Here is a 13,570-nt window from a genome sequence, read left to right on the forward strand (position 1 = left end):
GCAAACGCTCGGCTGACACGATCCAGGGAGAGATCCGATGGACGTTTTCATGCAGACGCTGGTGGCGGGCATCCTCAAGGGAGGTCTTTACGGTCTGATCGGGATGGGGATGTCGCTCATCATGGGGGTCATGGGAATCATCAACCTCGCCCATGGCCAGCTCATGATGGTGGCCATGTACATCACCTTCGTCTGCTTTACCGCCCTTGGCCTGGACCCCTATCTGGCCCTCTTCATCACGATGCCGGCCCTTTTCCTGCTCGGGGCCCTGATCCAGAAATACGCCTTGAACCCGCTCATGGAGGTGGAATCGCTCCTCCCCGAGAATCAGGTCCTGATGACGGTCGGGATCGGTATGGTCCTGACGGAGATCGCCCGTTTCATCTTTTCCTCGGACTATAAATCGGTCCAGACCGCCTACAGCAGTTCGAGTTTTTTCGTAGGAGAGATCTCGTTCAGCGTGGCACTCACAGCCGCCTTCTTCATCGCCATCCTCTTCACGTTCTTCATGTTCTGGTTCCTCCTCAAGACCGATCTTGGACGCGCCATCCGCGCCACCGCCCAGGATAGGGACGCGGCCCTCCTCATGGGGGTCAACGCCAAACGCATCACCATCCTCACGTTCGGCATCGGATCCGCGCTGGTGGCTGCCGCCGGAACTCTCCTCATGCCCATCTACTACCTTTTTCCCGATATCGGCAGCCCCTTCACCCGCAAGGCCTTCGTCATCACCATCCTGGGCGGACTGGGCTCGACGGTCGGAGCGATCTTCGGCGGACTGACCCTCGGACTCGCGGAGGCATTCGGCGCCACCTACATCGGCATGGCATTCGATGACATGATCGGGCTCCTGATCTTCATCCTGGTCCTGCTGTTTCTGCCTAGCGGCTTCAAACGCCTGACCAAGATCTGAAGGCGCCCGGGCCCGGAGAGTGACGACCTCATGAGACGATTCGCACCGCCCTTTCTGCTTGCCCTGTTGATCCTCTTCCCGGTCCTCGTGCAGGACAGCTACTACCAGCACCTGATGATCCTAGTGCTCATGTGGGTGGCCATCGGCACCGGCTGGAACGTGATCGCCGGCTACACGGGGCAGGTCTCCTTCGGCGATGCGGCCTTTTTCGGAACGGGCGCTTACACGGCCGGGCTGTTCGTGTACAAGCTCGGTCTTTCGGCCTGGTGGGCGATGGCCTTCGGGGGCGTGGCCGCTATGGCGGTGGCTTTCCCCTTCGGCTGGATCTGCTTCCGCCTTCGCGGAGCCTACTTCGCCCTGGCCTCCCTTGCGTTGAACGAAGTCATGCGCCACATTGCAACGATCTGGGAGCCTCTGACCGGCGGCATGGTCGGGCTTCTCATCATGCAGACCTTCGTCTCCAAGATCCCCTACTACTACATCGCGCTCGGAATGGCCGTCCTCTCGGTCCTGAGCGTCCAGTTCGTCATGGGCTCGAAGTGGGGATATTATTTCGTTTCCATCCGCGAGGACCAGGATGCCGCCGAGAGCCTGGGTATCGACACCCATCGCTACAAGATGTGCTCCCTCAACATCGCAGCCTTTCTGACCGGGACGGCCGGCGCCCTGTACATGAACTACATGGGCTTCATCGACCCGGAGGTGGTGTTCTCCCTGCACGACATTTCGATCATGGCGATCCTTGTCGGGATCGTCGGCGGGGTCGGAACCCTCTACGGCCCGGTCGTGGGCGCCTTCATCATGGTCGCCGTGCATGAGTTTTTCAGAACCGGATTCTTCGGCCTTTTCAAGGGTCTGGCCGGTCTTACCGGTTCGTCGGCCGTGGAGGCGGCGGCCAAGGTCGTCATGGAGGCCCACGTGCTCGGATTCGGGGTCCTGGTCGTGATCGTGATTCTGGTCCTGCCAAACGGGATCGTGGGGGATTGGAGCCGGATCACGAGGGTGTTCTTTCGGCGTCGTGAAAGAAAGGTGCTCGGATGAGTTTCTTCGAGGTCAAAAACCTGGCCAAGTTCTTCGGCGGTCTGGCCGCTGTGAACGACGTCAGCTTCGAGGTCGCCGAGGGGGAGATCTTCGGCCTGATCGGCCCGAACGGGTCGGGGAAGACGACCCTTTTCAATCTGATCAGCCATTACCACACCCCTACAAGCGGCAGGATCTTCTTCCAGGGGCGGGACATCACCGGCCTGAAGACCCACAGGATCTGCCGCCTCGGCATCGGCCGCACCTTCCAGGTTGTCAAGCCCCTCAAGCGGATGACCGTCCTCGACAACGTTGTCGCCGGGGCCTTTTCACACGCGCGGACGAAAAACGAGGCGCGGGAGATCGCGCTCGAGACTCTGTCCTTCTGCAGACTCATTCACCGTAAAGACGACCTGGCGAAAAGCCTGCCGATCGGCGAGCGAAAGCGCCTCGAAATTACGCGGGCCCTCGCCACTCAACCCCGCCTGCTGCTTCTCGACGAGGCCGCCGCGGGCCTGAACCCCTCCGAGCTCGAGGCGGCGATCGACCTCATACGGAGGATTCGGGAAAAAGGGGTCACCTTGATTGTCGTTGAGCACATCATGAAGCTGATCATGACGATCTCCGACCGCATCCACGCCATCAACTTCGGGCGGACCATCGCGGAGGGAACGCCCCGCGAGGTGGCGCACCACCCCGCTGTCATCGAGGCCTATCTGGGGGAGGATTATGCTCACCGTGCAGAACATCGATGTCTTTTATAGTGATCTGCAGGTCCTGTGGGATGTCTCCTTCCACGTCCGGGAAGGCGAGATCCTGGTCCTGATCGGGGCCAACGGTGCAGGTAAATCTACGGTCATCCGAACGATTTCGAGCCTTTTGAAACCCCGGAAGGGAAGCATCCGTTTCGGGGAAGTGCAGCTTGACAGACTGGCGCCCCACCAGATCATCGAACACGGCATCGTGCACGTACCGGAAGGCCGCCGCCTTTTTTCCGAGATGAGCGTGGAGGAAAATCTCTTCATGGGCTCGCTCTGCCGAAGGGCCAAGGCGCAGCGGCCTGAAAGCGTCGCACACGTCTACCGACTGTTTCCGCGCCTTCTCGAACGGCGCAAACAGATGGCCGGAACCCTCTCGGGCGGCGAACAGCAGATGCTCGCCATCGGCCGGGGGCTTATGGGGCTTCCCCGGTTGATGATGTTCGATGAGCCGTCCCTTGGCCTCGCGCCCCTCCTTGTTCAGGAGATCCTTTCCATGATCGGGCGTGTAAACGAGGAGGGGGTGACCGTCCTCCTCGTGGAGCAGAACGTCACGCAAACGCTCAGGATGTGCCATCGGGCCTACGCCCTCGAAAACGGACGGGTGGTCCTCGAAGGGACGGGGGATGCACTGTTGAAGAATGACCATGTGCGTGAGGCCTATCTCGGATTGTGATCCCGCCTGCTGAGGAGAGGCCGTTTCAACGCCTCCAGTCAGGCGGATCGCCCGGGACCGGTGATGCTTGGGCTTGACAAGAAAACGCCGCAGTTTCTATGATGCCCCTGTATCAACCCTTCAAGTCGCAAGGAGAAAAGACGCATGCAAACGCTTTTTTCCCCATTCCGCATCCGAGGTCTGGAACTCAGGAACCGTATCGTCATGCCGAGCCTGGCCTCCTTCTTGATCGAAGAAGGCGGGCATATTCCTGAACGGGCGATCGAGCACTACCGGCGCAGGGCATCGGGCGGCGTTGCCATGGTGATCATGGAGGCCTGCTCGGTCTCGCCGGAGGGGGTGGTTTCAACCCACCAGGCCCGCATCGACCATGATCGGCTCATCAAGGGATTGTCCGAGATCTCGCGCGCCATCAAAGGGGAAGGGGCCGTGCCGGCCATCCAGATCCACCACGGCGGCCGTCAAACCTCCGCCAAGGTCATCGGCCGCAAACCCCTCGCGCCCTCCCCCCTCCCCTGCCCCACGATCCGGGGGGAGGTCGAGCCTCTGACCATCGATGCCATCCAGGATCTGGTCCAACGATTCGGCCGCGCCGCCGAGCGGTCGGTCGAGGCGGGCTTCGAGTTGATCGAGATCCACGGGGCCCACGGCTACCTCGTCAACCAGTTTCTTTCCCCTTTCTCGAACATCCGAGAGGACGCCTACGGCGGCGACATCCTCGGCCGCGCGCGTTTTGCCAGGGAGATCATTCTGGAGATCCGCCGGCGCATCGGACCGGATTTTCCTCTCTCGTTCAAGATCAGCGCGCAGGAATTCGTCCCGGGCGGCCTGGATGTGCCCGAAAGCATCGAGATCCTGAAGATCCTCGTCCCGGCCGGACTGGATGTCGTCCAGGTATCAGCCGGAAACGACGCCACCCCGGAGTGGATCTGTCAGCCGATGTTCATGGAGCAGGCGTGCCTTTCGGAGGCGGCGCGCCTGATCCGGCAGGCCATCCAGGTCCCCATCATGACGGTCGGGCGCATCAATGACCCGCAGCTGGCCGACGATCTGATCAGCGGAGGCGTCGCCGACCTCGTTTGCATCGGGCGCGGATTGATCGCCGATCCCGAGCTGCCGCGCAAGGCGATGGAGGGACGTCTGGACGAGATCCGCCGATGCATTGCCTGCAATACCTGCATGCAGTCCATCTTTCGGCGCGGCCGCGTGGAATGTCTGGTGAATCCGACCCTCGGGAGGGAGAAGGAGATGGCCATCCGTCCCGCCGAGGTACAAAGGAAGATCCTGGTCATCGGAGGGGGGCCCGGCGGTCTGAACCTGGCCTGGGTGGCCGCGCAGCGCGGGCACGAGGTCCATCTCTACGAGAAGGCGCCCCTGCTCGGCGGACAACTGCTGTTGGGAAGCGTCACGGCCTACAAGCGTGAACTCCTGAGCCTCATCCGCTTCCATGAGTCCCAGATCAGGCGCTTCGGCGTCATCTGCCATCTCGGCGAAGAGGCCACCCTCGAGACCATTCGCCGCGAACAGCCCGATGCCGTCGTCCTCGCGGCGGGCTCGCGCCCGATCCGCCCGGACGTCGAGGGGATCGACCAACCGATGGTGATCTTCCCGGCCGAGGCCCTGAACGGCGCGCGCCCCGCCGGGAAGAAAATCCTCATCGTGGGCGGGGGCCCCACCGGGTGTGAGATCGCCCTGCATCTGGCCGAAAGCGACTGCCAGGTGACAATCGTCGAGAAACTCAAGGATCTTGGGGCGGGCCTCGAGAGCATGACGCGGAAGATCCTTCTGGCGCAGCTCAAGGCGCACGGCGTCAAGGCCTATACGAGCCACAGCCTCGTCCGCATCGGCGGGGGCGGTGTGGAGATTCAGGGTGAGACAGGAGAGCCGTTTACGGTGCCGGCCGAACGCGTTGTCGTGGCGATAGGAAATCAGCCGGACAACAGGCTTTATGCAGAGATCGCCGAAGCCGGATACGAGGTCTATCAGATCGGCGACTGCCGGGAGCCGAGCAGCGCCAAAAACGCTATCTATGAAGGGGCTGTCCTGGGCCGGAGGCTTTGAGCATCTCGTAGGCCTCCTGGATCTCCTTGAAGCGTTTTTCGGCAAGGATCTGGAACTCCCGCCCGAGGTGGTTCACCTTGTCCGGATGGTACTGCGCGGCAAGTTTGCGGTAAGCGGATCGAATCTCTTCCTGCCCGGCATTGCGGTCCACCCCGAGGACCTCGTAGGGAGAAGGTCCACTCTCCCCCCGGGTCTGTTCAGAGGTCTCCCCCCCGTCGGCGTGCCCCGCCCCCGCGCGGCCCCCGTCGTAGGAAGCCGACCCCTGCGCGCCCCGGTGCTGCCACGCCTGCTTTTTCCGCAGCGAGGAAACATACCACCAGATCGCCCCCAGAAGAAGGATATCGTCGATCCAGCCCGGCCCCAGCAGGAAATCAGGCAGGAGGTCGTAGGGCCAGACGGCATAGGCCGCTCCCAGAAGCCACAACAGCCACTTGCTCATCGGGCGGGACCTCTCAGGCGGCGATCCCGCTGCGGCCCTCGGCCCGAATATCCCGGATGAGAGCCTCGCCGTACCCGTTCAAGAAGATTTCCAGATCCTCCCTCCAATCCACCATGACATGGATCCCCTGCTTTTTCAGGCGCCGATTCTCGAGGATCCTGTTGACAGGCAGTTCTATGGCGGGAGACACCCCTTCGAGCGGCCGCTCCTCCAGGACAGCCTTCAGGCCCAACGCGTCCAAAACGGCCTGCGCATACTCCATCCGTGTGCAGCAACCCTCCGCGGTCGCATGATAGGTCCCGTGCCCATCGGTGCGCAGAAGCTCACGGATCTGCAGGGCCAGGCGATAACTCCAGGTCGGTGCGCCCATTTCGAGTGCCGGGACCTGGATCACGGCTCCCGGGGATTCGACGGCCTGCCGGATGACGCTGCGCATGAAGCCATGGCTGGTCGTGTCGTAGACCCATCCTGAGCGCACGACAATGTAACTGGGGACGTTTTCCTTTACCGCTATCTCGCTGTCCAGTTTACTCTTCCCGTATGCCGAGAGAGGGTTGGGGGGGTCGTCTTCAAAATACGGCTGGGGGGTTTCCTTGCGTCCGTCAAAAACGCAGTCGGATGACAGGTGAAGCAGCCTGCACTCGAAGCGCGCACATCCTTGTGCCAGGTTCCTGGGGCCTTCGATATTGATCTTACGGACAAGCAACCCGTCCCGCTCGCACCCTTCCAAATCCGTATAGCCGGCACAGTTGATAACGATGTCGGGAGCGATCCTGTCAAGGGTTTCGATCACCCCATCCCATCTCGTCATATCGAGCTCCTTGCTAGACGGAGCGACGATCTCATGATCTTCCCCCAGAATGTGGCTGCAGGCGCTGCCGAGCATCCCGGTGCTTCCAACAAGGAGTATTTTCATGATTCACTAACCTCGCATGTTCGTCTATAAACCCTATGCAATATAATAACCGATTATTGCGTCAAAATCTACAAAATACCGAACTCATTGCCAATTGCTCCATTTCGTTGCCCATTCGGCCCAGCAGCGCCGCCGTTTCGCACTTGCGTCCAAGGAAGCGTTTCCGGTAGGGTGGTTTCTATAAACGATTTTCAGCCACAGGCGAGTTTCCAGTCAAAAAATGAGACAGGTCATCGGCAGAAGGCTCACCCTTCGTTGGGCGGTCCGGATACTTCCCCTGGTGCTGCTGACGGCAGCCGGCTGCGCGGGCGTCGCTCTCCGGAGTGCGCCATCGCTCTGGGAAAATATGACCCGCACCCTCTTCGAAGAGTGCGACCCGGAGCTTGCCCGCCAAGCGCTCCCCGCGCAGTTGAAGCTCGTGGAGGGCCTGCTTGGGGAGGCCCCCGGCTACGATCGGCTTCTGGACGCCCTCTGCATGGGATTCACCGGGTATGCCATGCTTTTTGTCGAAGACGAAGACCCGGGGCGTGCTTCCCCGCTCTATGCCCGGGCAGCCCGATACGGCTTCAAGGCCCTGGGATTCGAAGTCTCCCTGCCGGAAGCCCCTCCGCCTCCCCTGGAGAAGGTGTTGCAGCGCCGGCCCCGAGATGCCGAACGATGGGATAAATCCTTTTTCTGGGCGACCCTCGCATGGTTCGGATGGCTCAACCTCAACCGGGACCTCCCGGATGCCCTGGCGCAGCTCCCCACCGCGCAGGCCTATCTCGCGGATATGCTGAATCGAAGCCCTCTGATGCTCTATGGAACGCCTTATCTCCTCGCCGCGATGCAGGAGACGGCAAAGCCCGCCCTGCTTGGGGGCAACCTCGGCCGGGCCGGCGCCCTCTTTGAAAAGGCGATGGCTGTCCGGCAGGGCCGCTTTTTCCTCGCCCCCTATCTGTACGCGCGCGAGGTCGCCGTAAAAACGCAGGACAAAGACCGCTTCGGCGAGCTTCTGGAAGGGATTCTGCAAAGCGGTCCCGACGGGCTCGAGGATGTGTGCCTCATCAATGCCGTCATGCAACAGAAGGCCCGTCGGCTGCTCTCCCGCCGAGAGGAACTCTTCTTTTAGACCGTGTGGGTGGATTGGCCTTCGGGTGGAAAGGATCTCCTCATGAAATGGCTGCTTCGCTTCGCGCTGTTCTCCTGCCTGCTGACGGCGCCGCTTGCCTTCGGCGCCGGGCAGGAATACCGCATCAAATTCGCCACGGTCGCACCGGAAGGCTCGGCTTGGGTCAAGGCCATGAACGAGCTCGACGCCGAGCTTCGGGCGCGCACCGGCGGGCGCCTGGGCTTCCTGATCTACGCCGGCGGGATCGCCGGGGACGAGCTGGATGTCCTGAAAAAGATCCGTATCGGCCAGCTGCACTGCGCCGCCTTCTCGGGGGTGGGTCTCGGAGCGGTTCTCCCTGCGGTGAGGGTTCTGGATCTGCCCATGCTCTTCGGGGACGCGGCGGATGTGGACCGGGTCCGGGGGGGGCTTACCCCCCGCTTTACGCAGGACTTCTCCCGGGAGGGTTTTCAGTTCATAGCCTGGGCCGAGATCGGTCCGGTCCATCTGTTTTCGAAGACACCCGTTCGCAGCGTCGCCGACCTGAAACGGGCAAAGGTCTGGGCCTGGTCGGGGGATCCGATCGCAAAAGAGACCTTCAAGGCCCTGGGGACCCACCCCATTCCGTTGCCGATCACCGATGTGGGCACGGCGCTCAACACCGGCATGATCGACACGGTCTACGCACCACCCCTCGGGGCACTCGCCCTCCAGTGGCAAACGAGCCTCCGGTTTATGTCCGCTCTCCCCCTTGCTTATGCCAACGCCGCCGTGCTCCTGTCCAATGTCTTCTTCGAGCGTTTGCCCGCCGACCTCACCCGCGAACTACAGGCAGTCTTCCCCCCTGCGATGGAACGTCTGACCGTGCAGCTGCGCCGCCAGGTCGAACAGACCACCACCGCGCTCCAAAACTCCGGGGTGGAGATCGTCCCGGCGCCGACAGGCGAAGCGCTGCTCCCGTTCGAGGCCATCCACCGGCAAGTGGCCCAAACGCTCGAGGACGATCTCTATCCCGCCGAACTGCTCGAAGAGGTGTACCGGCTCCTTGGCCGCGAGCCGGCCGCCGCTCAGTGAGCGATTCGCGGGCCTGCCATGCTGTGCCCCCACGTTCCCTTTTTTGCATCTTCGACTCAGGGACGCATGAGCGGATGTGGAACCGCTGTGAAGGCATCGCCTTGTCCGGCGGCTGTCCGAGAGCCGAATCCGGGAAGAACCGAACATCCCCCGGCCCTGTACGAAGGGGCGAGTTGAAAGGCCGGCGCGCGGGCCGATCGCGACGGATATCGCTCGAACTTCGTCTGAATCTCGCTGTCGATATATCTAAAATTTAACATGAACATTATAATATAATATATTACATTAAATATCAGAATCGTTCACAATGAATCCTCAGGCAGAAAAACCACAAAGGGACAATCAATCACCTCTACGTGCAAAGAGCGTCTCCAGGGCGATCGATCGACTGGCCCGAGCATTGACGACAATCGAAAACCTGATCCTGGTCCTCTCCTTAGGCGCGATGGTGCTTTTTACCTTCATCGCCGTGTGCCTGCGCGGCCTTTACACCCACGCGGGCTGTGAGTGGGCCAGTCGCATGATGGGGCACCTCGAGTGGTCGGAGCCCACGGTGCGACTCCTGGTCCTCTGGGTGACGTTTATAGGTGCCTCCGCAGCCACCCGGGAGGGGTCGCATATCCGCATCGACCTCGCCGCCGTCCTCACCCCGAAAAGACTCGCCCCGATCCGAGAAATGCTGCTTGCGATCGGGGCCGCCGTCGTATGCGGCATCATGTCCGTGGTGAGCCTCGATTACCTGCGCATCGAAATGGAGATGGGGAAGCCGTTTTTCTGGGGCATCCCTTCCTGGACGACACGGATCATCCTGCCCGCCGGATTCGGGCTGATAGCGGTGCGCTTTCTCCTCCACGCCGCTCAAAGGGTTTTCCGAAGAGCAGGAGGGCCGCCGTTTTGAGCGCCCTGATTCTTCTCCTGATCGGCCTTCTCCTGATGGGGCTGCCTCTTTTTGCCGGGATCCTCGCCGCCGCAATGCTCGGGTTTCACGGCGCCCAGGTCCCCTTCACCGTGATCGCGGTCGAGATCGACCGGCTCGCCAATGCCCCGGTCCTGCTCGCCATTCCTCTCTTTACCTTCGCGGGTTACCTCCTGGCACAGGGCGGGACCTCCGCCCGCTTCGTCCGCCTCTCGCAAAGCCTCCTCGGATGGCTTCCCGGCGGTCTCGGCGTGGTCGCGCTCGTCACGTGCGCGTTCTTTACGGCCCTTACGGGGGCAACCGGCATCACGATCGTCGCCCTCGGAGGCCTTCTGCTGCCGATGTTCAAGCGTGAGCGATATTCGGAGCGCTTCTCCCTCGGTCTGCTTACCGTATCGGGAAGCATGGGGCTCCACTTTCCCCCCAGCCTTCCGGTGATTCTTTACGGCTTCGTGGCGGGCGTACAGATAGAAAAGCTCTTCCTGGCAGGCCTTCTGCCCGGGCTTCTCCTCCTGGCCGTCCCCTGCGTTTATGCCCTCTGGTGCGGAAGGCGCTCCCGCCATGAACCCCGCCCCTTTTCCCTCTTCGAATGCCTTTCCGCCCTTCGAACCGTCGCCTGGGAACTCCCGCTCCCTTTCCTGATCCTCTTCGGCATCTACAGCGGCCTCAGCACCGCTACCGAGGCGGCCGCCATCACCGTGGTCTATGTTCTCTTCGTCAAACTGCTGATCCTCCGCGAACTCGATCCGTTCAAAGAACTCCCGCGGATCATGGTCGAAAGCATGCAGATGGTCGGCGCCATTATGGTCGTCCTCGCGGCAGCCCTCGCCTTTACCAGCTATATGGTCGATGCATTCATTCCGGCAAGGATCCTGGAGTTTCTCCAGGGCGCGATCCAGTCGCGCCTCGGCTTTCTCGTCGTCTTGAACCTGTTCCTGCTCGCGGTCGGCTGCCTCATGGACATCTTCAGCGCGATCCTGGTCATCGTGCCTCTGGTCACCCCGCTCGCCGCGCGGTTCGGGATCGATCCGCTTCACCTCGGCGTGGTCTTCCTGGCCAATCTCGCGATCGGCTACAACACGCCCCCCGTGGGTCTGAATCTCTTCATCGCGAGCGCCCGCTTCAAGCGGCCCGTCATCGAGATCTACCGCGCGACGCTCCCGTGGCTGATCCTCCTCCTTTTCGTGCTCCTCGTCATCACCTACTGGCCCGCGCTGAGCCTCTTTCTGCCAGGAAGACCGGCCTGAGGACACGCTCATCCGGGGCCCCACCCGAACTCCGCTTACAACCCCCTTTTTGCTTGATTCACCCCTCCAACCCTCCTATATTATCGGTTTACATCTCGCTCAAGGCTCTGGAGGGGTTTTCGAATGCTACGGATTGGTTTTGCAGGTTGGCGAGGCATGGTGGGGTCGGTCCTGATGGGCCGCATGATCGAGGAGAGGGATTTCAGCGGGTTCGAGCCCGTTTTTTTCACGACCTCCAACGTTGGAGGACAGGGGCCTGACGTCGGTCCGGATATCCCGCCGCTTCAGGACGCCTATGACATCGAACGGTTGAGTGCCCTCGATATCGTCGTCACCTGCCAGGGGGGGGATTACACGAAGAGGGTCTATCCGGCGGTCCGCCGGGCCGGCTTCAAAGGGTACTGGATCGATGCAGCCTCTGCACTCCGGCTCGAAAAGGACAGCATCATCGTCCTCGATCCAGTCAACCGCGCGGTGATCGACAAGGCTCTCGACGACGGGATCAAGACCTATGTCGGCGGAAACTGCACGGTCAGCCTGATGCTCATGGCGCTGGGCGGGCTCTTTGCGCACGACGAGGTCGAATGGATCTCTTCCATGACCTACCAGGCCGCATCCGGCGCCGGCGCGAAGCACATGCAGGAATTGATCGCCCAGATGGCAGCGCTGGTCGATGCCGGCCGTCCCTATCTGAACGATCCCGCCGCAACGGCCATCGATCTCGATCGGGCCGTGACGGAGAGGCTCCGCGACGCGGCCTTTCCCAAGGAAAACTTCGGGGCCCCTCTGGCGGCGAGCCTCATTCCCTGGATCGACAGCCCCATGGACTCGGGCCAGACCCGAGAGGAATGGAAGGGCTACGTCGAAACGAACAAAATCCTCGGAACCGAGGTGCCGATCCCGATCGACGGCCTGTGTGTCCGGGTCGGTTCGATGCGCTGCCACAGCCAGGGCCTGACCATCAAACTGAAGCGCGACATCCCCCTCGATGAGATCCACGGCATGCTCGGCGAGGCCAACGCCTGGATCGAAATCGTACCGAACGATAAACCCGCGACCTTGGCTGCACTGACACCGGCGGCCGTCAGCGGCACCCTGAGGGTCCCGATCGGCCGGATCCGCAAGATGCTTTTCGGCCCGCAATACCTGGCGGCGTTCACGGTCGGGGATCAGCTCCTGTGGGGGGCGGCCGAGCCGATACGGCGCATCCTGAAGATCATCGTCGGGCGCTTGACACGCTGAGCCCGCTTGGAGTAGCTCGACCCGGCCGATCTCCGGGCCGTGCCCCGTCCTTTTTTTCCTGAAGCGGCCCTGCGGGCCGCTTCGCTGCAGGCACCCGCCGCGCCCGAACGGCGGGTCCAAGGCCCTCTTTATCGGGGCGGGAAAGCCGACGTATCCGAAGATCCTTGCCGATGCGCGGGATTGAGGCGATTTTTCAGTGAAATCCCTTGAAAACCGCCTGGATCTCGCCATGTCTTATTGACAAATCCGCCCGTATCGTTAGAATTGATGCGATCCAAACGATGCGTCTGTGGAAGTGGAAAGCTCACTGGTGGGGCTCCCGGACTTCAAATCCGGTGTACCGGGCTAAAACCCTGGTAGGTGGGTTCGATTCCCATGCACTTCCGCCACTCTTTTCCAGCCTCTCCTCGCGCAAGAGCAGTGCCACCTTTTCCTCGTAGACGATCCGGGAGTGTACCTTCATCAACCCCTCGCCGCCACACCATCGAAAATGTCCTCAAGACATCCAAAATCTCCACCAAACCCGGTCGAAAAATCAGCGATTGGACTGGGAAGGATAAAAAAGAAAAAGAAGCCGTGGCAAAAAAGCGTTTTTTTGTAGCCGCGATTCTTACCGGTTTCGCCCGCTCATGAGCACCGCAGCTGAGGCTTCGCCGGGGTGGGACGGCCAAAAAGTGAATTGCGCAGATATCTCACCATATGATAGCATTCAGGATCTTGTCTGGCAGGGCTAACCCTGTCAGCAGAAAGCTAGACGAGTTTCCATCCGGAAATGGTCTTTTTTGCCAATCTCGGCGTCAATCTGCACGTTTGCTTGTGCGGCGACCCACAGGTCGCCTCCGCACAAACGCTTGATTTCCTTGATATTGGCAAAAAATCCTCATTTCCGGATTGGAAACCGGGTTGTACCGGGAAATCATTTCCGGATGGAGACTAGATGAGCGGAAAGGCGGCGGCAGGTGATCCCTGAAATCCAGTAACCTTGCAGCTTCACTGATCTTCTCCCTGAAGCAGGATGGTTGAACTTCGAGCGGCACCCTTTTTCGGTACCCATCGCCCAAGCAGTCAACGACTGATCCGCTCCGGATCGAAACCTCATGCACCCATTACTGGTCGAAGGTCTCCACCAGGATTGTTTAAACAGGCGCAGGGTTCCACCGGCTCGTCATCCCGAATCCACTTTGGACCATCTCTCAGAAAAAGCGCGCACCGAGGGGG

13 protein-coding genes and 1 tRNA gene are annotated in these 13,570 nt (G+C 61.2%); 12 read left to right on the forward strand and 2 right to left on the reverse strand.

Translation table 11 applies throughout. The annotated features are described in order from the left end of the window. Positions 1-37 precede the first annotated feature (37 nt). The 5 genes from ACZ500_RS05850 to ACZ500_RS05870 all read left to right on the forward strand — a co-directional run bounded on the left by ACZ500_RS05850 (position 38) and on the right by ACZ500_RS05870 (position 5,428). On the forward strand, positions 38-913 hold the full coding sequence (locus tag ACZ500_RS05850) for a branched-chain amino acid ABC transporter permease (protein ID WP_464231577.1): 876 nt from the start codon (positions 38-40) through the stop codon (positions 911-913). A 30-nt stretch (positions 914-943) separates the two neighbouring features. Beyond that, positions 944-1,954, forward strand: a complete 1,011-nt coding sequence (locus ACZ500_RS05855) for a branched-chain amino acid ABC transporter permease (RefSeq protein ID WP_464231578.1) — start codon at positions 944-946, stop codon at positions 1,952-1,954. Beyond that, a complete protein-coding gene (locus ACZ500_RS05860) occupies positions 1,951-2,697 on the forward strand; it encodes an ABC transporter ATP-binding protein (RefSeq protein WP_464231579.1) in 747 nt (248 codons plus the stop codon). The genes ACZ500_RS05855 and ACZ500_RS05860 overlap by 4 nt, the downstream gene beginning before the upstream one ends. Continuing rightward, positions 2,663-3,367, forward strand: a complete 705-nt coding sequence (locus ACZ500_RS05865) for an ABC transporter ATP-binding protein (protein ID WP_464231580.1) — start codon at positions 2,663-2,665, stop codon at positions 3,365-3,367. The genes ACZ500_RS05860 and ACZ500_RS05865 overlap by 35 nt, the downstream gene beginning before the upstream one ends. Before the next feature lie 144 nt (positions 3,368-3,511). Then, positions 3,512-5,428: an oxidoreductase gene (locus ACZ500_RS05870; RefSeq protein ID WP_464231581.1), complete on the forward strand. Its 1,917-nt coding sequence runs from the start codon at positions 3,512-3,514 to the stop codon at positions 5,426-5,428. Here the strand turns inward: ACZ500_RS05870 and ACZ500_RS05875 are convergent. Together ACZ500_RS05875 and ACZ500_RS05880 are read right to left on the reverse strand one after the other, a co-directional pair. After that, a complete protein-coding gene (locus tag ACZ500_RS05875) occupies positions 5,391-5,867 on the reverse strand; it encodes a DnaJ domain-containing protein (protein WP_464231582.1) in 477 nt (158 codons plus the stop codon). The genes ACZ500_RS05870 and ACZ500_RS05875 overlap by 38 nt on opposite strands. 13 nt (positions 5,868-5,880) lie before the next feature. Continuing rightward, entirely contained in the window at positions 5,881-6,783 is a 903-nt protein-coding gene (locus ACZ500_RS05880) for an SDR family oxidoreductase (protein ID WP_464231583.1), read from the reverse strand. Positions 6,784-7,003: 220 nt separating this feature from the next. On the opposite strand from ACZ500_RS05880, the gene ACZ500_RS05885 reads away from it, so the two are divergent. The 7 genes from ACZ500_RS05885 (at position 7,004) to ACZ500_RS05915 (ending at position 13,289) form a co-directional block, all read left to right on the forward strand. Continuing rightward, a complete protein-coding gene (locus tag ACZ500_RS05885) occupies positions 7,004-7,894 on the forward strand; it encodes a TRAP transporter TatT component family protein (protein ID WP_464231584.1) in 891 nt (296 codons plus the stop codon). A gap of 42 nt (positions 7,895-7,936) precedes the next feature. Further along, complete coding sequence (locus tag ACZ500_RS05890) at positions 7,937-8,947, forward strand: TRAP transporter substrate-binding protein (RefSeq protein ID WP_464231585.1); 1,011 nt, start codon at positions 7,937-7,939, stop codon at positions 8,945-8,947. Positions 8,948-9,347: 400 nt separating this feature from the next. Beyond that, a complete protein-coding gene (locus tag ACZ500_RS05895) occupies positions 9,348-9,845 on the forward strand; it encodes a TRAP transporter small permease (RefSeq protein ID WP_464231586.1) in 498 nt (165 codons plus the stop codon). Then, the gene (locus ACZ500_RS05900) at positions 9,842-11,110 is read left to right on the forward strand and encodes a TRAP transporter large permease (RefSeq protein WP_464231587.1); all 1,269 of its coding nucleotides are present in this window, start codon (positions 9,842-9,844) and stop codon (positions 11,108-11,110) included. The genes ACZ500_RS05895 and ACZ500_RS05900 overlap by 4 nt, the downstream gene beginning before the upstream one ends. 123 nt (positions 11,111-11,233) lie before the next feature. Beyond that, complete coding sequence (gene asd, locus ACZ500_RS05905) at positions 11,234-12,352, forward strand: aspartate-semialdehyde dehydrogenase (RefSeq protein WP_464231588.1); 1,119 nt, start codon at positions 11,234-11,236, stop codon at positions 12,350-12,352. Between the two features lie 291 nt (positions 12,353-12,643). Next, positions 12,644-12,741, forward strand: a tRNA-Sec gene (locus ACZ500_RS05910). A 383-nt stretch (positions 12,742-13,124) separates the two neighbouring features. Further along, positions 13,125-13,289, forward strand: coding sequence for a hypothetical protein (locus ACZ500_RS05915; RefSeq protein ID WP_464231011.1), 165 nt, complete (start codon positions 13,125-13,127; stop codon positions 13,287-13,289). Positions 13,290-13,570 lie beyond the last annotated feature (281 nt).

It is taken from the genome of Desulfatiglans parachlorophenolica (genome assembly GCF_055394735.1).